22 protein-coding genes are annotated in these 25,599 nt (G+C 29.5%); 16 read left to right on the forward strand and 6 right to left on the reverse strand.

Going from position 1 to position 25,599, the window contains the following annotated elements:
• Window positions 1-33 precede the first annotated feature (33 nt).
• On the reverse strand, window positions 34-1,020 hold the full coding sequence (locus J2Z42_RS00360; protein WP_209700375.1) for a biotin--[acetyl-CoA-carboxylase] ligase: 987 nt from the start codon (window positions 1,018-1,020) through the stop codon (window positions 34-36).
• Window positions 1,021-1,169: 149 nt separating this feature from the next.
• Between J2Z42_RS00360 and J2Z42_RS00365 the strand changes: the two genes are divergently transcribed.
• The 11 genes from J2Z42_RS00365 to J2Z42_RS00415 all read left to right on the forward strand — a co-directional run bounded on the left by J2Z42_RS00365 (window position 1,170) and on the right by J2Z42_RS00415 (window position 13,794).
• Window positions 1,170-2,081: a ribonuclease Z gene (locus J2Z42_RS00365; RefSeq protein ID WP_209700376.1), complete on the forward strand. Its 912-nt coding sequence runs from the start codon at window positions 1,170-1,172 to the stop codon at window positions 2,079-2,081.
• Window positions 2,082-2,152: 71 nt separating this feature from the next.
• Window positions 2,153-3,589, forward strand: a complete 1,437-nt coding sequence (locus J2Z42_RS00370) for an MDR family MFS transporter (RefSeq protein ID WP_209700377.1) — start codon at window positions 2,153-2,155, stop codon at window positions 3,587-3,589.
• 123 nt (window positions 3,590-3,712) lie between these two features.
• Complete coding sequence (locus J2Z42_RS00375) at window positions 3,713-4,054, forward strand: hypothetical protein (protein WP_209700378.1); 342 nt, start codon at window positions 3,713-3,715, stop codon at window positions 4,052-4,054.
• A gap of 329 nt (window positions 4,055-4,383) precedes the next feature.
• Complete coding sequence (locus J2Z42_RS00380) at window positions 4,384-5,433, forward strand: carbamoyl phosphate synthase small subunit (protein WP_209700379.1); 1,050 nt, start codon at window positions 4,384-4,386, stop codon at window positions 5,431-5,433.
• A gap of 37 nt (window positions 5,434-5,470) precedes the next feature.
• Window positions 5,471-8,677 carry a carbamoyl-phosphate synthase large subunit gene (carB, locus tag J2Z42_RS00385; RefSeq protein WP_209700380.1) on the forward strand — a complete coding sequence of 1,069 codons (3,207 nt, stop codon included), beginning with the start codon at window positions 5,471-5,473 and terminating at the stop codon, window positions 8,675-8,677.
• 214 nt (window positions 8,678-8,891) lie between these two features.
• Window positions 8,892-9,344 carry a MarR family winged helix-turn-helix transcriptional regulator gene (locus tag J2Z42_RS00390; protein ID WP_209700381.1) on the forward strand — a complete coding sequence of 151 codons (453 nt, stop codon included), beginning with the start codon at window positions 8,892-8,894 and terminating at the stop codon, window positions 9,342-9,344.
• A 75-nt stretch (window positions 9,345-9,419) separates the two neighbouring features.
• Complete coding sequence (locus J2Z42_RS00395) at window positions 9,420-10,007, forward strand: protein kinase (protein WP_209700382.1); 588 nt, start codon at window positions 9,420-9,422, stop codon at window positions 10,005-10,007.
• Between the two features lie 113 nt (window positions 10,008-10,120).
• Window positions 10,121-10,957 carry a 5'-methylthioadenosine/S-adenosylhomocysteine nucleosidase family protein gene (locus J2Z42_RS00400; RefSeq protein WP_209700383.1) on the forward strand — a complete coding sequence of 279 codons (837 nt, stop codon included), beginning with the start codon at window positions 10,121-10,123 and terminating at the stop codon, window positions 10,955-10,957.
• A complete protein-coding gene (locus J2Z42_RS00405; RefSeq protein ID WP_209700384.1) occupies window positions 10,923-11,933 on the forward strand; it encodes an SPL family radical SAM protein in 1,011 nt (336 codons plus the stop codon). Before J2Z42_RS00400 ends, J2Z42_RS00405 begins: the two co-directional genes overlap by 35 nt.
• A gap of 42 nt (window positions 11,934-11,975) precedes the next feature.
• A complete protein-coding gene (locus J2Z42_RS00410; protein WP_209700385.1) occupies window positions 11,976-12,671 on the forward strand; it encodes an SDR family oxidoreductase in 696 nt (231 codons plus the stop codon).
• A 139-nt stretch (window positions 12,672-12,810) separates the two neighbouring features.
• Window positions 12,811-13,794, forward strand: coding sequence for a 2-hydroxyacid dehydrogenase (locus J2Z42_RS00415; protein ID WP_209700386.1), 984 nt, complete (start codon window positions 12,811-12,813; stop codon window positions 13,792-13,794).
• A gap of 3 nt (window positions 13,795-13,797) precedes the next feature.
• Here the strand turns inward: J2Z42_RS00415 and J2Z42_RS00420 are convergent, their stop codons facing one another.
• Genes J2Z42_RS00420 through J2Z42_RS00430 form a run of 3 tightly spaced genes read right to left on the reverse strand, consistent with a single transcriptional unit; the run spans window position 13,798 to window position 17,107 of the window.
• Window positions 13,798-14,859 carry a prenyltransferase/squalene oxidase repeat-containing protein gene (locus tag J2Z42_RS00420; protein WP_209700387.1) on the reverse strand — a complete coding sequence of 354 codons (1,062 nt, stop codon included), beginning with the start codon at window positions 14,857-14,859 and terminating at the stop codon, window positions 13,798-13,800.
• Window positions 14,860-14,861: 2 nt separating this feature from the next.
• Window positions 14,862-16,022: a glycosyltransferase family 4 protein gene (locus J2Z42_RS00425; RefSeq protein ID WP_209700388.1), complete on the reverse strand. Its 1,161-nt coding sequence runs from the start codon at window positions 16,020-16,022 to the stop codon at window positions 14,862-14,864.
• A 14-nt stretch (window positions 16,023-16,036) separates the two neighbouring features.
• Window positions 16,037-17,107 carry a nucleotidyltransferase family protein gene (locus J2Z42_RS00430; protein ID WP_209700389.1) on the reverse strand — a complete coding sequence of 357 codons (1,071 nt, stop codon included), beginning with the start codon at window positions 17,105-17,107 and terminating at the stop codon, window positions 16,037-16,039.
• Between the two features lie 464 nt (window positions 17,108-17,571).
• Here J2Z42_RS00430 and J2Z42_RS00435 point away from each other — a divergent pair, with 464 nt between their 5' ends.
• From J2Z42_RS00435 to J2Z42_RS00445, 3 genes are read left to right on the forward strand one after another with little or no spacing between them, the layout of a single operon-like run.
• Entirely contained in the window at window positions 17,572-18,576 is a 1,005-nt protein-coding gene (locus J2Z42_RS00435) for an ABC transporter substrate-binding protein (protein ID WP_209700390.1), read from the forward strand.
• Window positions 18,539-19,300 (forward strand): ABC transporter permease, encoded by a 762-nt coding sequence (locus J2Z42_RS00440; protein WP_209700391.1) that lies wholly within the window; start codon window positions 18,539-18,541, stop codon window positions 19,298-19,300. The genes J2Z42_RS00435 and J2Z42_RS00440 overlap by 38 nt, the downstream gene beginning before the upstream one ends.
• Window positions 19,301-19,332: 32 nt before the next feature.
• Window positions 19,333-19,926 carry an ABC transporter ATP-binding protein gene (locus J2Z42_RS00445; RefSeq protein WP_209700392.1) on the forward strand — a complete coding sequence of 198 codons (594 nt, stop codon included), beginning with the start codon at window positions 19,333-19,335 and terminating at the stop codon, window positions 19,924-19,926.
• 16 nt (window positions 19,927-19,942) lie between these two features.
• Here the strand turns inward: J2Z42_RS00445 and J2Z42_RS00450 are convergent, their stop codons facing one another.
• Window positions 19,943-20,716 (reverse strand): NlpC/P60 family protein, encoded by a 774-nt coding sequence (locus J2Z42_RS00450; RefSeq protein WP_209700393.1) that lies wholly within the window; start codon window positions 20,714-20,716, stop codon window positions 19,943-19,945.
• Between the two features lie 187 nt (window positions 20,717-20,903).
• Between J2Z42_RS00450 and J2Z42_RS00455 the strand changes: the two genes are divergently transcribed.
• Entirely contained in the window at window positions 20,904-23,207 is a 2,304-nt protein-coding gene (locus J2Z42_RS00455) for an AAA family ATPase (RefSeq protein ID WP_209700394.1), read from the forward strand.
• Window positions 23,208-23,290: 83 nt separating this feature from the next.
• Here J2Z42_RS00455 and ychF read toward each other — a convergent pair whose 3' ends face one another.
• The gene (gene ychF, locus J2Z42_RS00460; protein WP_209700395.1) at window positions 23,291-24,391 is read right to left on the reverse strand and encodes a redox-regulated ATPase YchF; all 1,101 of its coding nucleotides are present in this window, start codon (window positions 24,389-24,391) and stop codon (window positions 23,291-23,293) included.
• Window positions 24,392-24,647: 256 nt separating this feature from the next.
• Here ychF and rsmH point away from each other — a divergent pair, with 256 nt between their 5' ends.
• Window positions 24,648-25,577: a 16S rRNA (cytosine(1402)-N(4))-methyltransferase RsmH gene (rsmH, locus tag J2Z42_RS00465; protein WP_209700396.1), complete on the forward strand. Its 930-nt coding sequence runs from the start codon at window positions 24,648-24,650 to the stop codon at window positions 25,575-25,577.
• Window positions 25,578-25,599: the final 22 nt, after the last annotated feature.

The raw sequence follows: 25,599 nt of genomic DNA on the forward strand, positions 1-25,599 counted from the left end.
TTATACTTTTAACTCTAAATTGAAATAAGAGGATTAAATGTATTCATTTAATCCTCTTACAGATATTTCACTGGATATTAAATTTTTTATTGATCCATCTTGATACTTAACTACAAGCTGGCCTTCTTCAGAAATGTCTATTGCTCTGGCATAAGTTTCAACGCCGTCAGATATTATTTTTATGTCCCTACCTATAATGGCTGAGTTCTTTTTACATATATCTATGGATTTTTTTACAGTGGAATTTGTAGAAAATTCACTGTATAGCTCTTCAAATTCATTTAGAAAATTGGCAATCAGAAGTTTTCTGTCAATTTTTGATCCTGTTTCAATTTTTAAAGATGTAGCTTTTTTAAATACATCTTCACTAAAATCTTCTTTATCCAAATTTGCATTTATACCTATACCCATGACTACATAGTGTACTCTATTTAATTCCGCACTCATTTCAGTGAGTATTCCACAGATTTTTTTATGATTTATAATTATATCATTTGGCCATTTTACTTGAGCATCTATTTTTAAAGACTTCAGGGCATTTATCATGGAAGCTGCACCTACCTGGGTTATTTTAGGAACCTTTATTGGATTTACTTCAGGACGCAGTATTATGGATACCCATATGCCTTTATATTTAGGAGAAATCCAGGCTCTGCCAAGACGGCCGTGACCTGTGTTCTGTTCTTCTGAAACTATGACGGTACCACAGGGTTCACCATTATCTGCTAGTCTTTTTGCTTCAGTGTTTGTTGAATCTATTGTATCAAAGTGTAAAAAATTTTTACCTATGTATTTGGTATGAAGGTGATCTTTTATTTCTTCATAAGTTAAAATGTCTGGTGAAGAAATTAATTTATAGCCTTTTTTTGAAGACGAATCTATTATGTAACCATCTTTTTTAAGGATATTTATGTGTTTCCATATAGATGTACGGCTTACATTTAGTTTTTCACTTATTATTTGGCCTGATAAAAAATCATCATTATTTTTTTTTAGTAAATTTAATATAGCTTCTTTCATAAAAATCATCCTTTTCATATATTAATGGTATTATACTACATATTAGAAGTACATAAAATAGATTGAAGTATTTTTTATCATTAAATAAATATTACAGTATAGGTTAAATTATAAATTAAAAAATAAAATAATAGAAAGGTGTAATTAATATGTTGGACGTATGTTTGGCTGGATGTGGTGGAGGAATGCCAACCTATAATAGATTTCTCACTTCAATGGTAGTTTCTTACAAGGGAAGAAAATTGCTTGTAGATTGCGGTGAGGGAACTCAGGTAAGTTTAAAAATATTTAAGTTAGGATTTAAAACCATAGATGGAATTTTGTTTACACATTTTCATGCTGACCACGTAGCAGGGCTGCCTGGAGTTCTGCTTGCTATAGCAAATTCAGGAAGGATGGAACCTTTAAGTATAGTAGGACCTGATGGATTAAATAGTGTAATAAATGGATTGAGAGTTATAGCTCCCGAGCTTCCGTATAAATTGAATATAATAGAATTATCAGGAAAACAAAATTATTCTGAAAGGATAGGAGATTTTAATATAAATATTTTATCTGTAGATCATAGGATTCCGTGTTTTGCCTATTCTGTATATATGGAAAGGAATAAAAAATTCGATAGAGAAAAGGCTGTTAAAAATAGCGTACCTATTGATATATGGAGCAGACTTCAAAAGTGTGAAGATGTAAAATATAAAGGAAATTTGTATACACCTGATATGGTACTTGGAGGCTGTAGAAAAGGATTAAAGGTTTCCTACTGTACTGATTCAAGGCCTATTCCAGAACTGATTGATTTCGCAAAAAATTCTGATTTATTTATATGCGAAGGAACTTATGGTGATGACAAAAAGTTAGAGAAAGCCATTAAATATAAACACATGTTATTTAGGGAGGCTGCAGAGCTTGCGAGAGAGGCGGATGTAGAGGAATTGTGGTTAACTCACTTTAGTCCCTCCATGATTTCACCTGATGATTATCTAAGTGAAACAAGGGAGATTTTTAAAAATACAATATTAGGTGAGAATGGATTAAAGAAAAGTATTAATTTTACATCTTGAATTTAAAACTATGATATAATCAAATGTATAAAACTAACTGAGTGATAGTAAAATTGGAGAAGTGATACTTAATGGAATCATCAAAGAGGGGAATAGTTATTGCCATAATAGTGGCAATGGTTCTTGCAGCGGTGGAGAGTACAGTTGTGACAATAGCTGTGCCGACTATTGTCAAGGACTTAAATGGTTTCAAACTTATAAGCTGGATATTTTCACTTTATTTGTTAACGACTTCTATAACTACACCTGTTTATGGAAAATTTTCTGATTTATATGGTAGAAAAAATACTCTTTCTATTGGAATTGCCGTTTTTTTACTTGGAAGTTTTTTATGTGGAGTATCTAGAAATATGTATGAATTAATATTTTTTCGCGGACTTCAGGGCATGGGTGCAGGTGCCATATATACGATTACATATACAATAGCTGGTGATGAATTCTCTTTTTCAGAAAGGGCAAAGGTACAAGGCTGGCTTAGCAGTGCATGGGGAATATCAAGTCTGGTTGGACCATTTATTGGTGGATTTCTGATAGATACATTGTCATGGCACTGGATCTTTTTCATAAATATACCTTTTGGATTAATTTCTATAGTATTGCTTCAGAAAAATCTTAAGGAAAACTTTAAAAAGAGGATTGTAAAAATAGATTGTCAAGGAATATTTTTCATGACTGCTGCAATTTCATCACTGCTTTTAGGATTTATGTCAGGTGATAGCAATTTGAGAATTGTTTTATGCATTTCAGCTAGCACATTGTTCATTCTCATATTTTATATGGTAGAAAAAAGAGCTGAAGATCCTATTATGCCATTTGAAATATTTACAAGATCAAATATAATGGTGAATATAATAAGTTTTATATCTTCTTCGGCGTTAATTGGCATCGATGTGTATATGTCTATTTATATACAAAATATACGTGGATATGGTCCAACTGTATCTGGAATTGTCATGGCACCTATGTCTGTTACATGGTTTTTATCAGCATTTTTTATTGATAAAAAAATAACTAAATATGGTGAAAAAAATGTAATAACATTCAGTTTGCTTATTATAACATTGGGAAGCATATGCTTGTACACTCTGGGGCTGAAATCTTCTCTTATTTTTGTAATATTATATGTTTGTATACTTGGATTTGGATTTGGAGGTAGTTTTACAACTATAACTATGGCAGTACAAGATTCTGTCGATTATGATATGAGAGGAGTAGCTACTGCATCAAATTCTCTTTTGAGAAATTTAGGACAAACTATAGGCGTTAGTATTTTGGGAAATATTTTTAATTTAAGTATCGTAAATTATTTATCTAAAATAGGTATTTTTAGAGTAAATTCAAATAATTTTTATTCATCTTCAAATATAAATTTAACTATACCTCAGAATATAGTGAAAAACTCATTAAATTCAGGATTACATATGATATTTATATGCTTAATTATTTTAAATATAATTTCTTTAGCGTTTTCATTTTCTATTTTTAATAAAATGGAAGAAAAATCATAGGAAGTTTGTTAAAAGTATCTCAATAAGCTTGTATAAAATATATAATGAGGTGTATAATTAATTTAAAGAAAAAATATTATTATTTTAATAACTATAAAAAATTATGCAAGGGAGCTGGTTAATATGAGTAAATATAAAGTTGGCGATGAATTAATAATAATAGATAATCCTTCAGAAGATGCAAAAAAATTAGAGAATTTGACTAAATTAAGCGTAAAAGATAAATTTGCTCAAATTTCATGGGGATTAAAAATAGTAGATGTAGAATATAATAAACCTAATGTTACTTTAACTTATCAGAATTTATATGGAGATGTAAATAAAGTATACGCAATATGCACGGATATAGAAAATTTTGATCATGAAAAAGTCCTTGAAAAAGCTTTACTTAAGGCATTTCAATCAGAAATTATAAATATAGCAACAATTAAGAATGTAAAGAAAAGTGAAAGATGTTCTTTATAAAAAAAGTATATAAAAAAAGAAGATAGTTTGTGCTATCTTCTTTTTTATAAATGAAATTTGAAAAATACGGACTTGACATGAATCTATTTTTAAATTAAAATAGTCTTTAAGAATTTAAGTAAAAAATGCACTTTAAATTGGTCCTGTGAGGCCAGAAAGAGGTATATAAATATGTATAAGTCTTTTTATGTATTTAAAAAAATGAATAGTTTTGTATATAAACATATAGGTAATGGAAAAATTATTTCTATAAATAGTTTTTTTATTACCTTTTTATTTTTTAAAATATATAGGTGTATTTTTACTATGAAAATACAGGAGGCATGTTTATGAAAGCAAAACTTATATTAGAAAATGGAATCATTTTTCAGGGAGAAGCTTTTGGCTACCTTGAAGATACTATAGGAGAAGTTGTTTTTAATACCGGAATGACAGGATATGAGGAGATACTTACAGATCCATCTTATTATGGTCAGATTGTAACAATGACGTATCCTCTTATAGGAAATTATGGTATTAATTTAGAGGATATGGAATCACAATGTCCTAAGGTTAAAGGTTTCATAGTTAGAGAAAATTGCAATAAATCCAGTAATTTTAGATCAGAGCTGGAGCTTGAAGATTATTTGAAGTTAAATAAAATTATGGGGCTTTCTGGAATTGACACAAGAGCACTTACTAAGATACTTAGAAATAAGGGAACTATGAAGGGAATAATAACTGTAAAAGATGTAGATTTTGATAATGTAAAGGATGAAATAGGAGATTTTTCAAATAAAAATGCAGTAAGAGAAGTAACAACTAAAGAAAATTACTCTATAGATGGAGAAGGAAAACACGTTGCTGTTATAGATTTTGGAATTAAAAATGATATAATAAAAAATTTAACAGACAGAAAATGCAAAGTTACAGTATTTAGAGAAGATGTAAAAGCGGAAGAAGTATTAAAGGTAAATCCTGATTTAATATTTTTATCAAATGGACCTGGAGACCCATGTGATTTAGGAAGTGAAATAGAAAACATAAAAAAACTTATAGGAAGAAAGCCTATAGTTGGAATATGTTTAGGACATCAACTTCTTGCACTTGCACTTGGAGGAAGTACAGCTAAATTGAAGTTTGGGCATAGAGGCTGCAATCATCCGGTTAAGGATTTAAAGCACAACAGAGTACATATAACATCCCAAAATCACGGCTATTATGTAAATAAACTTCCAGAAGGAATGGAGACAACACATATAAGTCTTAATGATGGAACTATAGAAGGAATGAGACATAAGGAACTTCCTATTTTCTCTATACAATTCCATCCAGAAGCATGTCCAGGACCTGCTGATAATAATTATATATTTGATGAATTTCTAAAATATGCGCTTTAAATAAATTAATATAGGATATTGAGAGGAGATAGGGTTTATGCCTTTAAATAAAAGTATTAAAAAAGTATTAGTTATAGGATCGGGACCAATAATTATAGGTCAGGCAGCGGAATTTGATTATTCAGGTACACAGGCCTGTGAATCTTTAAGAGAAGAAGGAGTAGAGGTTATACTTATAAACAGTAACCCAGCTACCATAATGACAGACAGGGAGGTAGCGGATAAAGTTTATATAGAACCTCTTACTGTAGAATTTGTAGAAAAAGTTATAAAGAAGGAAAGACCGGACAGCTTACTTGCAGGAATGGGCGGACAGACAGCACTTAACCTTGCAGTTGAGTTAAGCGAAAAGAAAATACTTGAAAAGTACAATGTCAATATAATAGGTACTTCTATACAGTCTATAAAAAAAGGTGAAGACAGAGAAATTTTTAGAGATACTATGAATAAAATAGGTGAACCTGTGGTAGAAAGTGAAATAATAACTGACATAAAGAGTGGAAAAGAATTTGCAAAGAAAATAGGGTATCCTGTAATTGTAAGACCTGCGTATACACTTGGAGGTACAGGCGGTGGAATTGCAAATAATGAACAGGAACTTGAAGATATACTGGAGACAGGACTTGAGTTAAGTTCTATTGGTCAGGTGCTTCTTGAGAGAAGTATAAAAGGCTGGAAGGAAATAGAGTACGAAGTTATGAGAGATGGCTTTGGAAACTGTATAACTGTATGTAATATGGAAAATATAGATCCAGTTGGAATTCATACAGGAGACAGTATTGTTGTTGCACCAAGTCAAACTCTTTCAGATAAAGAATACCAGATGCTTAGAACTGCCTCTATCAATATAATAAATGAAGTTGGAATAGAAGGAGGCTGTAATGTACAGCTTGCACTTAACCCAAATTCTTTTGAGTATGCAGTTATAGAAATAAATCCAAGAGTCAGCCGTTCATCGGCACTTGCATCAAAAGCTACAGGGTATCCTATTGCGAAAGTGGCCGCAAAAATTGCACTTGGATATGGTTTGGATGAGATAAAGAATGCAGTTACAAAGGAGACTTTTGCATGTTTTGAACCATCTCTTGATTATGTAGTGGTTAAGATCCCCAAATGGCCTTTTGATAAATTCCAGGGAGCAGATAGGGAACTTGGAACAAAGATGATGGCAACAGGTGAGATTATGGCCATAGGAAGCAATTTTGAAGCTGCATTTTTGAAGGGAATAAGATCACTTGAAATAGGAAAATATTCACTTGATTATGATAAATTCAAAAATCTCAGTATGCTTGAACTTAAAGATAGAATTGTATACCCTGACGATGAGAGAATATTTGCTTTATCTGAGATGATAAGACGTGGATATAGAGTGGAAAAATTAAGCGAAATTACAGGAATGGATAAATTCTTTATATATAAATTTAAGTGGATAATAGATCAGGAAGAAAAGCTTAAATTAAGCACTATAGATGATCTTGACAAGGACTGGTTAAGCCTTCTTAAGAAAAAAGGGTTTTCGGATAAGGGAATAGCTGATATGTTAAAGGTATCTCCTGATGAGGTATATAAACTTAGAACTATATGGAATATAAAGCCGGCATATAAAATGGTAGATACCTGCGGCGGAGAATTTGAAGCACTTTCACCTTATTATTATTCAACCTATGAACAGGAAGATGAAGTAAAGGTATCAGATAATAAGAAGGTAATTGTAATAGGCTCTGGACCAATAAGAATAGGTCAGGGAATAGAATTTGATTATGCATCAGTTCACTGCATAAAGATACTTAAAAAGCTAAATATAGAGACAATTATCATAAACAACAACCCTGAAACAGTTAGTACGGATTTTGATATTTCAGATAAATTATATTTTGAACCTATAACTGAAGAAGAAGTACTTAGTGTAATTGACAAGGAAAAACCTTATGGAGTAATACTTCAATTTGGCGGTCAGACAGCTATAAAGCTTGCTGAATTCTTAAAAGAGAAAAATATAGCAACACTCGGAACCACAGCAGATCAAATAGATACAGCTGAAAACAGGGAAAAATTTGATGAACTTCTTGAAAATCTTAACATATCAAGACCAAAGGGAAAAGGTATATGGACAATAGATGAAGGACTGAAGGAAGCACAGAAAGTTGGCTTCCCTGTACTTGTAAGACCATCTTATGTACTTGGTGGTCAGGGAATGGAAATAACTTATAATGAAAAAGAACTTGTATATTATTTGTCGAAGGCATTTGCTAAAGACAAGAAAAATCCTATACTTATAGACAAATATTTGATGGGAAGAGAAATAGAAGTAGATGCTATATGCGATGGAGAAAATATACTTATACCTGGGATCATGGAACATCTGGAAAGAGCTGGTGTGCATTCGGGGGATAGTATAACTATGTATCCAAGTCAAAATATAACCAGGGAAATAAAAGATAAGATACTTGATTATACTAAAAAACTAGCTTTGGGAATAGGCATAAAAGGTATGATAAATATACAGTTTATAGAGTACAGGGGAGAGCTATACGTAATAGAGGTTAACCCAAGAGCTTCAAGAACTGTTCCTTATATAAGCAAGGTTACGAATGTACCTATAGTTGATATAGCTACAAGAGTAATGCTCGGTGAAAAACTTAACGACATAGGTTATGGAACTGGAATTTCAAAAGAGCCTAGTATTGTTGCTGTAAAAGTTCCGGTTTTCTCAACTCAAAAACTGCCAAATGTTGAGGTTTCACTTGGACCTGAAATGAGATCTACGGGAGAGGTACTTGGAGTTGGAAAAAATCTTACAGAGGCACTTTATAAAGGATTTATTGCGGCTAATATGTTTTCAAATAGCAGTATAAAGACAATACTTGCAACTATAAGTGATCATGACAAAGAGGAATTTTTGCCTATAGCAAAAGAAATAAATAAGCTTGGAATAAAATTTGCAGCAACTAAGAATACAGCAAAGCTTTTAAGGGACAATGGAATAGAAGTAAAAGAAGTTAGGAAGATGAAGGAAGAAAAACCTAATATAATAGATACTATAAAAAATGAAGACGTAGATCTTGTTATAAACACACCAACTAAAGGAAATGATTCCAAAAGGGACGGTTTCCATATAAGGAGAACTGCTATTGAAAGAAATATAGAAGTCATAACATCTCTTGATACATTCAGAGCTATGACAAAGGTAAAAGCCAATAATGTAGATGAAGATGAGCTTGATGTATTTTCAGAATACAGATAAAAATATTAAAAATATAGTTTAAATTAAAAATATAAAGGTATATGCAATTAATTGATTAAAAGAATTGTATATACCTGTTTTTTGTTAGCATGCTAAATATTTAAAACATAAAAGATATATAATTTAAAGTTATTTTATTGACTAATCATTTGACTGATGATATTATAATAAAATATTAGTTGCCTAATTAAATGTAAACAAAAGGAGAAACAAAATGGGAAATGAAAAAACTGATTCACTTTATATTGTATTTTCTCAAATCATGAAGTTACATTATTATCGTACATATACTTTATTTGAAAAAATAGGAATTTATCCAGGACAACATGCTCTGCTTTTTGCATTAAGTAAAAACAATGGACAGAGTCAAAAAAAATTATCTGAAGAGTTATGTATAAAACCAGCAACTATTACAGTAACTATCAAAAGAATGGAGAAAATTGGACTTGTTGAAAGAAAACATGATACAAGTGATCAAAGAATATATAGAGTATATATAACTGAAAAAGGCAGAAAAATATGCACTGAACTTATACGTATGATGAAGGTAATAGACAGGGAATGTTTTGGAAATTTTACATATGAGGAAAAAATAATAATGAGAAGATTGCTTATGCAGGTTAGGGATAATCTCTCGGTAGCTTGCAGTGAAAAATTAAAAATATAATTGGATTATTTTGGAGTCAATTAAACATCTATTAAGTCATAGAATATATTAACAGCAATTATGGAAGGTAACGTTATGAATAAAAATGTTGGCTATTATATTCAGTTGGATGATAGGGGGGAAAAGCTTCTCAGAAGTGGAGAATTTTTGGGGGTGGGACATAATGGAATAGTGTATTTGCTCCCGCATAACAGGGTTATTAAAATTTTCAAAAGCAAAGTTGTATGTGCAAGTGAGTATAGCATTCTTAAAAAAACAAGTAAAAGTAAACACTTTCCTGATATTTATTTTTGTGGTTCACACTATATTGTGAGAAGTTATGCAAAAGGTGAGAGACTTGATTATTATATTAAGAAAAATGGTTTAAATCACAAGATATGCAGTAACTTAATTAAACTTTTAAAAGAATTTAAAAAACTTAAGTTTACGAAACTTGACATAAGGTGCAAAGATTTATACTTAGATGATAATTTTTATATAAATGTTATTGATCCTAAAAATAACTATTCTAAAAGATGCATTTATCCAAGACATTTAATGAAAGGGTTAAATAATTTGGGTGTGCTTGGAGATTTTTTAAATGTAATTCACAGTGAGTATAATGAGGTCTATGATGACTGGAGTTTTAGAATAGAAAGATATCTAAAAAGAGGAATAAAGTAAAAATCTAAGGGACAACTTTTATAATTTAGTTGTCCTTATATTAATGTATTGAAATTAACTTTAGTGTATAATTATATAGAAATTACTATAATTTTTATACTGGGAGTGTTTATATGATTTTTATAGCAGCGGCTTTGTATTGTGAGGCAAAGCCTTTTATAGATAGATTTTCTTTGAAAAGAGACAATACTTCAAATAAATTTCAAGTATTTAAAAATGATGATGTTATTTTTATAGTTACAGGAACAGGAAGTATAAATATAGCCTGCGGGTGTACTTACTTGATAACTAAATTTGAAGCAAATAAATATGACACATTTTTAAATGTTGGGATTTGTGGAAGCATCGATTATAATGTGAAAATAGGTACAGCAGTACTATGCAATAAAATAATAAACAATTCAGACAAGAGAGAATTTTATCCTGACATGATATTTAAGCATCCATTTAAAGAGGGAAGCATAGAGAGTTTTAATAATGTAGTAAAAAAATCAAGCTTAAATGACAATATATGTGGAGATTTTGTGGATATGGAATCAGCTGCTTTTTTTGAAGCTGTATCTATATTTATGCCGCAGCATAGAATTTATTGTTTGAAAATTGTATCTGATTATCTAGATAGCGATAATTTAAAAAAAGAGGATGTTGCAAATTTAATTAAATTCAATTGTGAGAATATATGCAGCTGGATACTTGATATAAACAGTGAAATTGCAAAACCAAAGGATATTTTTTCTGAAAGGGATATGGATTATATAAGTGAAATAGTGGATAATCTAAAATTATCTGTTTCCATGCAGAATGAATTAAAAAAATTAGCGAAGGGTTATAAAATTAGGAATGAAAATTTGATACTGGCTTTGGAGCCTTTTACCCAGATTTATTGTCAATCCAAATATGAGGGGAAGATGTATTTTGAAAAACTTGTTGAACAGCTTGAAATGTTCTAGTTTCTCGCACATTTATGTAGAGGATAAGGCTTTTAAAAACGAAAATACAAGATTTATACTTTCTAATTTTAAAAATTCTAATATTATAAGAATAAACCATTATAAAGATGTATTTTGCAGAAAAAATCAGGATTTTGCTGTTCAAAAAGAATCTCCTAAGTTAATACTTGCTGTTAATGAAGGAAATTTGATTTATAAAGGTGCAGATGTGTGTGAAGACTTTGGAAATGAATATTTTTATTATACTTCATCTATAATAAATTGTCTTTATGATTGTGAATACTGTTATCTCCAGGGAATGTATTCTTCTGCAAATGTAGTTATATTTGTGAATTTAGAAGATACTTTTAAAAAAGTTGAAGAACTTTTAAAAAAACATTCTGTATATTTATGCATATCATATGATACTGATATTTTAGCTTTTGAGAAGATTACAATGTTTACTAGAAAATGGATAGAGTTTGCCAGCGTACATGAAAACTTAAAAATAGAAATCAGGACTAAGAGTACAAATTTTAAAAGTGTAGAAGATTTGAAACCATGTGATAATGTAATAATTGCCTGGACTCTTTCTCCAGAGGAAATATCTAAAAAGTATGAAAAAAATACTCCTGATTTCAGATCAAGGCTTGTGAGTGTAAAAAGTGCTTTATCTAAAGGGTGGAAAGTTAGAATATGTTTTGATCCTCTTTTATATATTAAAAATTGGGAAAAATATTATAAAGATTGTGTAGAACAAACTTTTGAGAGCATTTCACCAGCGAGTATTGAAGATGTTAGTGTAGGTGTATTTAGAATATCTAAAGAGTATTTAAAAAACATAAAAAAGGTAAATACTAATTCTGTAATACTTTCATATCCTTTTAAAACTAAAGATGGAGTTTGTACATATTCTGAATTACATAGAAAAGCTATGGTTGATTTTGTATGTAAGCTTATATCAAAATATGTTGAAAGAGAAAAAATATTTATATAAAAGTATATTGAAAAATAAAATATGGAGGTGAAATTGTTAAATATGAAAACAGCAGTTGTAACCGGCGCATCGTCCGGTATAGGATTGGAAATTTCAAAAAAGCTCATAGAAATGAATTATAAAGTATATGGCTTTGGAAGAGATTTTTCAAAAGCAAAAATAGATAATCCGAATTTTATAAAACAAGTTTGCGATATAACTGATGTAAATAGACTCTGCGAGGTTATACGCAGAATAAAAAATGAGAATGATATATGTTTGCTTGTGAATAATGCGGGGGTAGGGTATTTTGGACCTCATGAGGAACTTAATCCTAAAAAAATACATGATATGGTATCTACAAATTTGGAAATACCTATGATATTATCCAGTATACTTTTAAGAGACTTAAAAAAAAATAAAGGTACAATTATAAATATATCTTCTGTTACTGCAAAAGATATAAGTACATACGGCTGTGCATATTCGGCTACTAAAGCTGGATTTAGCCATTTTTCGGAAAGCCTGTTTTCTGAAGTTAGAAGGACAGGGGTTAAAGTTGTGTGCATTCATCCGGATATGACAAAATCCAATTTCTACAGAAATGCCAATTTTAGTGAAGATGATACAGAAAGTGATTTTTATATAAGAAGTGAAATAATAGGCGATTTAGTAAAGTCAATAGTTACGCAAAGCCCGGATGTAGTTATAACGGATATTACTATAAGGCCTCAGAAGCATAGAATAAAAAGAAAGTAAGAAATTAATTAAATAGCTTAAAATGAATGACTTGTAGTCGTTTAATTAAATGGATAGTATACTGTTATATCATGGAAATAATTTATACATGGTGGTAGAATAATTAAGTGGATAACATAGTAAGTTTGGAGGTAATAATATGAGCAAATTTAAGGTGTTTATTGAAAAATCAATTGCTGACGAAATAAAGGAATACATATCTCAATATTGTGATTGCAAGTTCTGGGATTATGATAAAAAAATTTCAAGGGAGGAACTATTTCAAGAACTAAAAAATGTTGAAGGCTTACTTGAAAATGGAGAAAGAATTGATGAAGAGCTGCTAAGCCATGCTCCAAATCTAAAAATCGTAAGTAATAGTTCTGTAGGATATAATAATTTTGATTTGAAAGCCATGAAATCCAGAGGAGTTATGGGTACTAATACACCATATGTGCTGGATGATACGGTAGCCGATCTTGTATTTTCTCTAATACTTTCTACAGCAAGAAGAGTCACAGAATTGGATTCATATGTAAAGCAGGGAAAATGGAATAAAAATGACGAGAAAAATTTGTATGGTATAGATGTACATCATACTACTTTAGGAATTATAGGAATGGGCAGAATTGGGAGAGCTATAGCTAAAAGAGCTAAATTGGGTTTTGATATGGATGTACTTTATCACAATCGAAGTAGAAAATATGATTTGGAAAGTGAGCTGGGTACTAAATATGTTAGCCTGGATACACTTCTTATACAGTCAGACTATATAGTTTTGATGACACCACTTACAGATGAGACAGAACATTTAATTGACTATAAGGAATTTGACCTTATGAAAGATACAGCTATATTTATAAATGCATCAAGAGGTAAAACTGTAAATGAAGAAGCACTTATAAATGCACTTAAAAATAAAAAAATATTTGGAGCAGGGCTTGATGTTTATGATGTAGAGCCTGTAAATAAAGATAATCCATTACTTAAAATGCCAAACGTGGTTACACTGCCGCATATAGGTTCAGCCACTGCAAGAACACGTTTTGATATGGACATGAGAGCTGCAAAAAATTTAGTACAGGGTATTACAGGAAAAATACCACAGGATTTAGTACCGGAGCTTAAATCAGCTGACAATTAATTGTCAGCTGACTAATAGCTGTGTAATTATATTTGCCAGTATACTTTCTGCTCCAGTATTTAAATTTATATCTGATTTTCTAATTCCATCATAACATCCATGTGTCAAATTATCTAACATTGATTTGCCAATTGAATTATTTCCAGTAAACCATTCGCTGCATAAGTGAGCTTTGCGAAGGTAGAAATTTTTATTAGTTACTTTATAGGCTTCCAAATATAAGAAGGCTGTACTGCAAGCTTCTACAGGTTGTTCATCAAATTCTGCCGGTGAGTTGGCTCCTATTTTAAACCATCCCTTACAGCCTATGGGTTTAAAGTAATCATTTTTAAAATATATGCCATTCAAAAAATCTATAGATTTTAATGCTGTATTTAAGTAATTATCTTTTTTTGTTGTTTCATAGCCTTTTAATAAACTCAAAGGTATTATGGAATTGCTGTAGGTTAATTCATCTTCAAACCACTGCCATTTTTCACTGCTGCATTTTTTAAAATCATGAAGTATATCATCAGATAAGTTAATTATTAAATTTTTTATTTCATCAAGCTTATTATTCAAGTTGAAATAGTTTAATATAGAGGAATTTTCACATACGCTTTTATAAATAATGCAAAGGCCTATCAAAGAATATGACTTTCCTCTTATGTGATTTAATTTGTATACATTTTGTATAGAATTTTTTACTAAAGTAAGAGCTGCATATTTTATAGTGTTTTTTATATAAGGTGAATTAATTACACAGCCAAGGCACCATAGACATCTTCCAAAACAATCCTCTGAACCATTTTCTTCTATAAAATTTCTATTATAATCCATAAAATTTTTAAAACCACCATCTTTATTTTGAGCGTAAGTTAGAAAGGAAAGATACCTAAATATTAGTTCCAAATATTTTTCACTTCTGTATCTTTCATATAACATAACTGCTGCCATAAGTGCTCTTGCATTGTCATCTGTAGTATATCCTGATTTTGGATCAGGTACTGTGAAATTACTGTGTTGTATCATTCCGGTATCATCTGTTATTATAAAAAGAGGTTCTGCATATTTTTCTGTAAACATAATTACACCGCCTGTATTGAATAATCACTATTTTTAATTACATCCAAAAATAGATTTTCATATTTTTGTGATACGTAGGACCACCTCATGGTTATACCTACTTTTAACATATTTTTTTCTATTTCTTTTCGTTTTGATGGATTATCTAATAAGAATTCTATTGCTTTATATAAAGAACCTGAATCTTTAAATTCAGCAAGCAGTCCTCTATTATCTTTAAGCATTTCACGGGCATATCTATATGGAGTAGATACTATTGCCTTTCCATATCCTGCAGCATAGGCTAGAGTTCCACTTACTGCCTGCTCTTTTCCAAGATAAGGGGTTAGATATATATCTGATAAATTTAGATAATTTACTATTTCAGTTTTAGTTAAATATCTATTTACAAACTGTATATTATTTTTTATGTTGAGTTTCTCAACCATTTCTTCAAGACTATCCCTGTATTTTTCACCATATTCTTCTTTTATACAAGGATGTGTCTTTCCCAATATTAAATAAAGTACTTCAGGATGCTTTATAGAAACTTTTGATATAGCTTCTATTGCATATTCTATGCCTTTGCCTGGACTTAAAAGCCCGAAAGTGCTTATAACACTTCTGTTTTTATAGCCAAATTTTTCTTTCAGGGACCTTGCATTTTCAGATAAAATATCCGGAACTCCGTGATGTATAACGCAAATTTTATTTTCAGGTATATTGTATACATTTTTTAATATCTTTTTAGAATTTTTAGCCATTATTATGACTTTTTTGCTTTGGGATCCAAGTGTAGTCAGTATATATTTTTGCTTTTCATCTGGCTTGGATAGAGTAGTATGTAAAGTAGTGACAAAAGGAACCTTTAAATTTTTTATAAAATCAAGGAGGTATTCTCCGGCAGCACCACCATATATACCATATTCATGTTCTATTACAATTAAATCTATATCTGAATTGTTTATTTTATCAGATAATTTTTTATAGTCATCCTTATCAAATTGATTTAAATTAAAGCTTACATCGTTATTGTAGTTATATTTTTTATCATTTATAGCTATTATTTTATATGAATTTAAAGGATAATTTATTTTTAAATTCTTTACTAAATCTTCTGTAAATGTTGCTATTCCACATTGTCTTGGTGGGTAAGTGCTTAAAAAAGCTATATTTTTTCCCATGTAATTCAACTCCTTTATAGATTTTGTGCAGCTAATAAATTGTTTTCATAATCACCTGGTACACAAGCCTTATTTTCAATACTGCAATATGGTTTTACCTTATAATTTGAAGTAAGAACTGTATTTTGCAAACTGGCATTTTTATTTACAAGAACATTGTTCCATAAGATGCTTTTGGATATATTGCAATTTTCATATATATTCGAATTGTCTCCTATAACAGTATAAGGACCTATCGTACAATTATTATGAATATTAACATTTTTCCCTATAAATACAGGGCCTGTTATTTTTGTATTGGAAGATATATTGATATTTTCATCTTTTATAATAAGGTCATTTATGTCAAATTTATTGTTGCTTTTCAATATTTTTTTATAATTACTTAAAAATATGTCAGCATGTGCTTTCATATATTTTTTAATTGTACCTATATCCAACCAGTAATCTGAATATTTATATGCCGACATTTTATATCCTTTATTTAAAAGAAGAGGATAGGTCTGTTTTTCTATAGAGACTACTTCATTTTTAGGTATTTCATCAAGTACACCGGGTTCAAAAACGTATATTCCTGCATTTATCCACCTGGAATTTGATTCGCCTTTCTTAGGCTTTTCCTTAAAGGCAGTTATATAATTATTTTTGTCAAATTCTATTACTCCATATTGAGAAGGATCAGCTACTTCTGTCATAGCAATAGATACTGCAGCATGTTTATTTTTATGATAATTTATAAACTTATCGTAAGGTACATTGCATACAATATCGGAGTTTAAAATTATAAATGTATCATTAAAAAATTTTTCGGCATTTTTTATTGCTCCTCCAGTACCTAAAGGTATATCTTCAGATATATAATTTACTTTTAATCCAAGTTTTTCACCATTTCCTATATAAGCCTTTATGAAATCAGATTTGTAACATGTACTTATTACAATTTCATTTACTCCGCATTTTTTTAGTTTAAGTATAGTCCTTTCAAGAAGTGGCTTTCCCATAATAGGTACCATTGGCTTTGGAATTCTATCTGTTAAAGGTTTAAGCCTGGTGCCTCTACCACCTGCTAAAAGTAATGCTTTCATTTCTCATTCCCCCTAATTAATTAAATAAATATAATATTTTTAATATTTAAATTATATTTTATTGTAAACTTAATAAACATAATAATTATAAAAATTAAATAATGTAAATACTAAAATTAAATTTTAATACTAAAAAATTTTTCGTAGTAACTTTAATAATTAGATATTATTTTATGAAAAATAAAATTGGTAAAGACAATTTTTAGCTGGATACTATGCTTATTAAGTATAACATCAGTTAAGAAGTGTTGTGTAATCGTTGCTTTTATATTAGCACTCACTATAATGAACTGCTAATAACTATATTTTAGTGCATAAATTTTTGAATGTCAACTTTTTAGCAATATTTTCAAATAAAAAGTTACAAAAGCAAATTATGAAGAATTAAACATATAAAATGGAAATGTATATTGAATTGATATATAATTAAGGTGTAATTTATTTCAAATAAGGGGGACATTTATATGAAAAAGAAAATAGGCATTATTTTAACTACATTAATTCTTGTAATTTCAACATTATTTGCAGCAGGATGTTCGAATAATTCTAGTAGTTCAGGTTCCAAACAAAATGAAAAAGCAAAAATTAAAGTTGCAGCATTAAAAGGACCTACGGGAATTGGAATGGTAAAACTTATGGAGGATAATAAATCTGATTATGATATTTCGGTATATGATTCACCGGATCAAATTGTATCCAAAGTTGTTAGCGGAGACGTAGATGTAGCAGCAGTACCATCAAATTTAGCATCAGTTTTATATAATAAGACCAAAGGACAGGTTGAACTGGCAGGAATAAATACTCTCGGAATTTTATATGTAGTTCAAAATGGAAATTCTGTAAAAAATATAAGTGACTTAAAAGGAAAAACCATATATTCAAGTGGAAAAGGCTCAGTACCGGAGTTTGCACTTAATTACATATTGAAAAGTAATGGAATTGATCCTGAGAAAGATGTTACAGTAGATTATAAAATGACACACAGCGATCTAGCAGCAGCTATTGCGGCTAAAAAGGTTAATTTAGCAGTTCTTCCAGAACCTTTTGTAACAACAACAAAGACAAAAGACAAGGATCTTACAGTTCCTATAGATTTTAATAAAGAATGGTATAAAGCATCAAAAGGAAAGAGCCAACTTATTATGGGAACACTTATATTTAGAAAAAGTTTTGCAGATAAAAGAGGAAAAGATGCGGAAGAATTTTTAAAGAGATATAGTTCATCTGTAGATTTTGTAAATAAAAATACTCAACAAGCCGGAAAACTTGTAGAAAAAAATGGAATAATTCCAAAGGCCAAAGTAGCACAAATGGCTATACCAAGGTGCAATATAGTATTTATAAGTGCAAAGGATGGAAAAGAAGAATTACAAAATTTTTATAATGTACTTAAAGAAGATAATCCAAAGTCTATTGGAGGAAAGTTGCCGGATGAAAATTTCTATTACAGTGGAAACAAAACTAATTAGAAAATCACTTATTTTAGTATTTTGGCTTTTTATATGGGAAATTTGTTCACTTATATTAAGCAATTCCATATTGCTTCCATCTCCATTTGAAGTATTAAAGTCTCTTATATTTTATATGGGAAAGGCTTATTTTTGGAAATGTGTTTTTGAAAGTGTAGTCAGAGTTATAATAGGTATTTCGGTTTCTATAATTTTAGGAATTATTGTCGGGATATTTGCAGGACTTAATAATTCAATAGAGGATTTTCTTCAACCTGTAGTTGTAACTGTAAAGGCTACACCTGTAATGTCAATAATAATAGTAGCACTTGTTTGGTTTACTTCGTCTAATGTAGTAATATTTACAGCTGTACTTATTTGTTTTCCAATAGTATATACGAATGTAATTGAAGGTATAAAATCAGTGGACAAAAATCTTATACAGATGGCAAACATATATAAAGTAAAGAAAAAGTACATATTAAAAGATATATATTTGCCTGGAATAAAAAGTTATATTGTGTCAGGAATACTTATGTGTCTTGGAATAGGGTGGAAGGTTTCAGTTGCATCCGAGGTTTTAAGCACTCCAAAATATTCTATAGGATTTAATTTGCTGAATTCAAAAACTATGCTTGAAACATCAGAGCTATTTGCATGGACTATCGTAGTTATAGCGTTAAGCTTTATTTTTGAGGGAATATTTAAATTTTATCTCAAACATTTTACAGCTAGCAAATTGTAAATGGTGTAATAAATGATGGGAGAAAAGTTGTGATGGAAGAAATTATAATAAAAGATTTATATAAGTATTATGGCGATAACAAGGTATTCTATAATTTGAATTTGAAATTTACGAAGGGCAAGATTACTATGGTACTCGGACCGTCCGGTTGTGGTAAAACTACTCTTTTGAATATAATAGCAGGTATAGATAAAAATTATAGCGGGCAGGTTAGAGTAAATAGAAAGAATATATCTTATGTATTTCAGGAGGATAGGCTTATTCCAAACTTAAGTGTATTTGAAAATGTTGCTTTTGTAATTAAGTCAGGCGAAAAAAGAAAAGATATAGACAGTATTGTAAACAAGTATCTGGAAATGGTTCAACTTGAGGAGTATGGAGATAAATTTCCAGATGAATTAAGTGGAGGAATGAAAAGAAGGGTGGCACTTGCTAGAGCTCTTGCATATAATGGTGATTTAATACTTATGGACGAGCCATTTAAAGGACTTGACTTTGAATTGAAAAATAAAATTATGGATAAGTTTTTACAAATTCAAATGGAGAAAAAAAGAACTGTAATAATTGTAACCCATGATAAAGAAGAAGCTCAAAAATTGGGAGATATGATTTATTCATTAGATTAATGACGTTAAATTAATATTAATTTAACGTCATTAATCTAATTGGAATATATCCATTTTTTATCAATTTATTTTTAAATCTAGTATCTTCCCGTGCTACTGGTATAGGTTGAAAAGGTACTAGAGTTTTTATATTTTGTTCATATACATTTAATTTGTTGCTATTTTTAGAATCTGTACTGTCATAGATCATAATGTGTCCTTCACCTTTTCCATTATCAAAGAGAAGTGCATCTCCAGGCTTTAAGTCATTCCACGAAATTTGATTTATAGCTTTTCCGTCTATTTTATCATGATGTTTAACTGAATTTAATAAAGAAAGTGTAGTTTGTCTCTTTATTCCCCAGCAGGTGCTGACAAATCCAGAACAATCATTTCCATATAAAATTTTGCTCCCATTTATATTTGATAAAAAGTCACTAATCGAGGATACCTGATACATAGACATACTATATGGTATTCCATGATATGTTTTTCCTTTAATGAATATGTAAGGACTATATTTATCTTTTAAATTATATTTTGGAGTCCACGTTACTTCAACCATTTGTTTTGCCATGTTTATTACTTCATTTCTTGTAAGAGTATTTGTAGAAGTATTCTGTTTTGATATGTCTTGTTTACTATAGTATATATCTTTACTGCTCAGTGAAAAAGGAGCTGGATTTGCAGAAGTGTTTGTATCGTTGGCATTTTTTATATTGTGACTGGATATAAAAGAGAGTATTAATAATACTAATATCAATCCTGAAAAAATATTTATCATTATCTTGATGTACTTAAATATAATCATTATTTTCATCTCCCTGTGTATTTTCAATAATATATTATATTAATTATTCAGGTAATATATTATTGAAAAATTATTTTCTTTTTGTTCCTAAACTTGTATTTTCAGAATATCCTTATATTAAGGAACAAATAGAATTTTTGATTTAGGTGTAATTTATAATAAAACAATGCCTAAGGGGGAATTAACAATGAAAAGGGAATTGAAACCTGATGAAGTTATCTATAATTTTAATGTAAAAGATATAGATTTAGATAATAACATTGAAGATAATTATGAATATAGTGATATATATGCAAAGATAAAAACAGCATTAAGTATAAATAAGGAAGGATATAATTTATATATAATAGATGATTTTTCAAAAGATAAATTGAAGAATATAGAAAACTATGTATATAAATTTATCAAAAATAATGGAATGCAGGACATATGTTATGTTATTTATGATGACATAAAAAAGCCAAGAGTTTTATTTTTAAAATATGGTTATGGAAAAAAATTAAAGGATATTGTTGAGAAAATTCAAAAATTTTATTATAAGATTACTTATGAATTTTATAATGTGGCTCAAGGTGAAAAAGATTCTATTATACAATCCATCCATACTAAGAAAAAGCAATTGATAAATGAATTGATAACAATGTCCAAAAAGGAAAAATTCAACTTAAAATCCACAGATGACGGTTTTATATTTGTTCCTATTAAAGATGATGGAAGCTTGATGAATGAAAATGACTATAATATGCTGAATATAAATGAAAAAGAAAATATACTAAATAAGGTGAATTTATTAAAAGTTACTTCTCAAAAAATACTTGACAAGCTAAAAAATATAGAATTAGTTGAAATTGAAAAAATAAAAATAATCATGGATAACTACTACATGAAAAAAAGAAGTGCTTTAAATAATAACTATTTCCAGATGTTCAAAGATAATAAAACTGTTATGGATTTTTTAAATTATATATGTAAAAGTATGGAGAAAAAAATAGAGAGTATATACTCAATAAGTTTTGATGATGATGAAAGCGCAATAAAGAGCATAATATTAAAATACTCTGTTAATGTTCTTGTAGATAATAGTAATATTAGCGAGCCACCAATAATATTTGAAGAAGATCCAAGTCTGTCTAATTTACTTGGAGACATAGAATATGAGAATAAGAATGGTGGCTATATAACAAATATGAATTTTATAAAGCCAGGTTCTATTTTAAAGGCAAATGGAGGTTGTCTTATACTCAATATGAATAGTCTTTTGAACAATCCAAATTCATATTATTATTTAAAGAAAGCCCTCCTGAGTGGTAAAGTAAAGCTTGATTATAAACGTGGATATCTGGAAATGATATCTTTAAGCGGATTGAATCCGGAACCTGTAAGGTTTAATGAAAAAATAATACTTATAGGTGATTACAATACGTATAATTTCCTTTATAATTATGATCATGATTTTAAAAAAATATTTAAAATTAGAGCTGAATACAATCCGATCCTGGATATAGATGAAAATACTAAAAAAGAGTTCTTAAAAAAAATTATTTATATGTGCAGTCATAACAAGCTCAAACCTATTACAGATAACGGACTTAGAGAAATTGCAAAAATTTTTTCGAGAAAGGCAGAAAATAGAGGTAAGCTATTTATAGACGATTGTGAAATGGAGAAGATACTTACAATTTCAAATGATAGTGCTGTAGAAAATAATAGGGATTATATAGAGGTTAAGGATATTGAGAATACATTTTGCAAAAATGAAATAATAGACAAACAAATAGATGATGTATATATAGAAAATCAAATATTTATAGATATATCAGGTAAGAAGGTTGGACAGGTAAATGCACTTTCGATTTTAAATACAGGTTATTTTGTTTTTGGAAAACCTATAAAAATGACATGTTCTTGTGTAAAAGGAGAGGGAAATATATTTGATGTACAGAGGGAGAGCAATCTTTCAGGTAAAATTCACAATAAGGCAATAAGTACAATAAATGGATATATAAACAGTTTGCTTGGAGGATATAGTAAACTACCTGTAAATTTTCACTTGAACTTTGAACAGGTTTATGGAAGTGTGGATGGGGATAGTGCATCTGTAGCAGAGGTAATAGCTATTATATCTTCAGTTTCAAAAATAGGTATAAAGCAGAATATAGCTGTTACAGGTTCTATAAATCAATTCGGAAAGGTTCAGCCGGTGGGCGGCGTCAATGATAAAATAGAAGGATTTTTTAATGTGTGTAAGGTACTTGGAGGTACTAATGGAAAAGGGGTTCTTATTCCTGAATCCAATATAAGCAGTCTTGCTTTAAAAAATGAAGTTGAAGAAGAAATAAAAAATGGAAAATTTCATATATATTCTATGGAAACTGTGGAAGATGCGGTAGATATCTTGATGGGCGACGAAAATGTTGACTTTGATATTGTACTTCATGAAATTAAAAATGAATGTAGAAAATATAGTATGAATAAACCCAGAAAACATTAAAGTAATAATGAATAGCTTACAAAATAAAGTTCACAATTAAAATAAACTAATTGTGAACTTTATTTATAAAATTTGTAAACAAATTAAACGTTAAATCTAAAGTTTACTACATCTCCATCCTGCATTACATAGTCCTTGCCTTCAAGTCTAAAATAACCCTTTTCTTTGGCAACTGCTTCGGATCCAGATTCCACGAGTTTTTCATAGGAAACTATTTCTGCTCTTATAAAACCTTTTTCTATGTCGGAATGGATTTTTCCGGCGGCTTTTGGAGCTTTTGTTCCATTTATTATTGTCCATGCTCGTACTTCTTTAACTCCTGCAGTTAAAAAGCTTATGAGACCTAAAAGTTTATAGCTGGCGTTTATTAATTTATCAAGTCCTGCTTCATCTAGACCGTATTCTTCAAGCATTTCAGACTTTTCATCATCTTCAAGAGTGGAGAGTTCCTCTTCAATTTTTGCAGATATAGTTATTACTTCTGCATTTTCCGTTTTAGCATAATCTTTTACTTCTTTAACAAATTTATTATCGCCATTACCTGACATTAAATCATCTTCTGAAATATTTGCTACATATAATACAGGCTTTGTAGTAAGTAAAAAATAGCCTTTAACTATTTCATCTTCATCTTCTGTGAGCTCTAGAGTTCTAACCGGTTTTCCATCCTCTAATTGCTTCTTTACTTTAAGCATTAGTTCATACTCTGCTTTTGCACTTTTATCTGCACCACTTTTGGCGAGCTTTACTATTTTTTCTATTCTCCTGTCCATTACTTCTATATCTGAAAATATTAGTTCCAAATTTATAGTTTCAATATCACGAATAGGATCTATAGAACCTTCTACATGAACTATATTTTCATCTTCAAAACATCTTACGACATGGACTATGGCTTCAACTTCTCTTATATGGGATAAAAATTTATTTCCAAGTCCTTCACCTTTGCTGGCACCTTTTACGAGACCTGCTATGTCGTAAAATTCTATAGCGGTATATACTTTTTTTTGAGCTGTATACATTTTTTCAAGTACATCAAGTCTTTTATCTGGAACACTTACTACACCTACATTTGGCTCTATGGTACAAAAAGGGTAATTTGCAGATTCAGCTCCTGCCTTTGTTATTGCGTTAAATAGGGTACTTTTGCCTACGTTTGGCAGACCCACAATTCCAAGTTTCATCTATGTACATCCTTTCTTATATATCTTATATAAAATTCATTTTAAATTATACTCTACAAAATGCAGTATTTCAATAAATGTCATGCCTATGGAATATTCTGTAAATTGAATTTATTATGAGCAAATATTAAATTAAATTTAGTTTGTTTAAAAAAAATATTAAAATTATATAAAAAGCAGGAATTTTTATGTTAATATAGAATAAGTAAAATTAGATAAAAACGGGTTTTTAATATAGCTTAATGGAGGAGACTTTATGGAATTTAAACATATACCTGTACTTTTAAATGAGACTATAGATAATCTTGATATAAAAAAAGATGGAATATACGTTGATTGTACCTTAGGCGGTGGAGGACATTCAAAAGAAATATTGAAGAAACTTGGCGGTACCGGTAGACTTATAGGAATTGACCAGGACAGTGATGCAATAAAAGCAGCGCAGGAAAAGCTTAAGGAATTTAACAATGTAACGTATGTTCATGACAATTTTTATAATATAGATAGTATATTAAATGAATTGAATATTGAAAAAGTAGATGGAGTGCTTATGGATATAGGAGTTTCTTCATACCAGATAGACAAGGCTGAGCGCGGATTTAGCTACATGAAAGATGCACCTTTAGATATGAGAATGGATTTGGATCAAAGTTTAACTGCGTATGATGTAGTTAATAAATATGAATTAGATGATATAGCCAGAGTTATAAAGGATTATGGAGAAGATAGATTTTCAAAGAGAATAGCAAAATTTATAGTGGAGGAGAGAGAAAAATCTCCTATTAAAACTACATTTGAACTTGTAGATATAATAAGGAAAGCAATACCTATGAAATTTCAAAAGGATGGTCATCCTGCAAAAAGAACTTTTCAAGCTATAAGAATCGAAGTAAACGGAGAACTTAAAATACTTGACAAATCAGTTGAGGATAGCGTTAATAGGCTTAAGGTGGGTGGAAGAATTGCAGTTATAACTTTTCATTCACTAGAGGATAGAAAAATTAAAGTTAAGTTTAAAAAATTAGAGAATCCATGTACATGTCCACCTGATTTTCCTGTGTGTGTTTGTGGAAAAATTCCACTCATAAAAATTATAAATAAAAAACCAATAGAACCTACAGACAGCGAAAAAGATATGAATGCAAGGAGTAGAAGTGCCAAGCTTAGAGTGGCAGAGAAAATTTAGTTCTAAAGTTTGAGTGAGGTGA

The organism is Clostridium algifaecis (genome assembly GCF_017874415.1).
GTDB classification, from domain to species: Bacteria; Bacillota; Clostridia; order Clostridiales; family Clostridiaceae; genus Clostridium_B; species Clostridium_B algifaecis.

Bases quoted from the DNA above. Each gene is read 5' to 3' on its own strand.
- J2Z42_RS00375 (WP_209700378.1), top strand. From the start codon at position 3,713: ATGAGTAAATATAAAGTTGGCGATGAATTAATAATAATAGATAATCCT.
- J2Z42_RS00400 (WP_209700383.1), top strand. From the start codon at position 10,121: ATGATTTTTATAGCAGCGGCTTTGTATTGTGAGGCAAAGCCTTTTATA.
- J2Z42_RS00440 (WP_209700391.1), top strand. From the start codon at position 18,539: ATGAAAATTTCTATTACAGTGGAAACAAAACTAATTAGAAAATCACTT.
- J2Z42_RS00380 (WP_209700379.1), top strand. From the start codon at position 4,384: ATGAAAGCAAAACTTATATTAGAAAATGGAATCATTTTTCAGGGAGAA.
- J2Z42_RS00425 (WP_209700388.1), bottom strand. From the start codon at position 16,022: ATGGGAAAAAATATAGCTTTTTTAAGCACTTACCCACCAAGACAATGT.
- ychF (WP_209700395.1), bottom strand. From the start codon at position 24,391: ATGAAACTTGGAATTGTGGGTCTGCCAAACGTAGGCAAAAGTACCCTA.
- J2Z42_RS00445 (WP_209700392.1), top strand. From the start codon at position 19,333: ATGGAAGAAATTATAATAAAAGATTTATATAAGTATTATGGCGATAAC.
- J2Z42_RS00430 (WP_209700389.1), bottom strand. From the start codon at position 17,107: ATGAAAGCATTACTTTTAGCAGGTGGTAGAGGCACCAGGCTTAAACCT.
- J2Z42_RS00390 (WP_209700381.1), top strand. From the start codon at position 8,892: ATGGGAAATGAAAAAACTGATTCACTTTATATTGTATTTTCTCAAATC.
- rsmH (WP_209700396.1), top strand. From the start codon at position 24,648: ATGGAATTTAAACATATACCTGTACTTTTAAATGAGACTATAGATAAT.
- J2Z42_RS00395 (WP_209700382.1), top strand. From the start codon at position 9,420: ATGAATAAAAATGTTGGCTATTATATTCAGTTGGATGATAGGGGGGAA.
- J2Z42_RS00410 (WP_209700385.1), top strand. From the start codon at position 11,976: ATGAAAACAGCAGTTGTAACCGGCGCATCGTCCGGTATAGGATTGGAA.
- J2Z42_RS00365 (WP_209700376.1), top strand. From the start codon at position 1,170: ATGTTGGACGTATGTTTGGCTGGATGTGGTGGAGGAATGCCAACCTAT.
- J2Z42_RS00435 (WP_209700390.1), top strand. From the start codon at position 17,572: ATGAAAAAGAAAATAGGCATTATTTTAACTACATTAATTCTTGTAATT.
- J2Z42_RS00420 (WP_209700387.1), bottom strand. From the start codon at position 14,859: ATGTTTACAGAAAAATATGCAGAACCTCTTTTTATAATAACAGATGAT.
- carB (WP_209700380.1), top strand. From the start codon at position 5,471: ATGCCTTTAAATAAAAGTATTAAAAAAGTATTAGTTATAGGATCGGGA.
- J2Z42_RS00415 (WP_209700386.1), top strand. From the start codon at position 12,811: ATGAGCAAATTTAAGGTGTTTATTGAAAAATCAATTGCTGACGAAATA.
- J2Z42_RS00370 (WP_209700377.1), top strand. From the start codon at position 2,153: ATGGAATCATCAAAGAGGGGAATAGTTATTGCCATAATAGTGGCAATG.
- J2Z42_RS00360 (WP_209700375.1), bottom strand. From the start codon at position 1,020: ATGAAAGAAGCTATATTAAATTTACTAAAAAAAAATAATGATGATTTT.
- J2Z42_RS00455 (WP_209700394.1), top strand. From the start codon at position 20,904: ATGAAAAGGGAATTGAAACCTGATGAAGTTATCTATAATTTTAATGTA.
- J2Z42_RS00450 (WP_209700393.1), bottom strand. From the start codon at position 20,716: ATGATTATATTTAAGTACATCAAGATAATGATAAATATTTTTTCAGGA.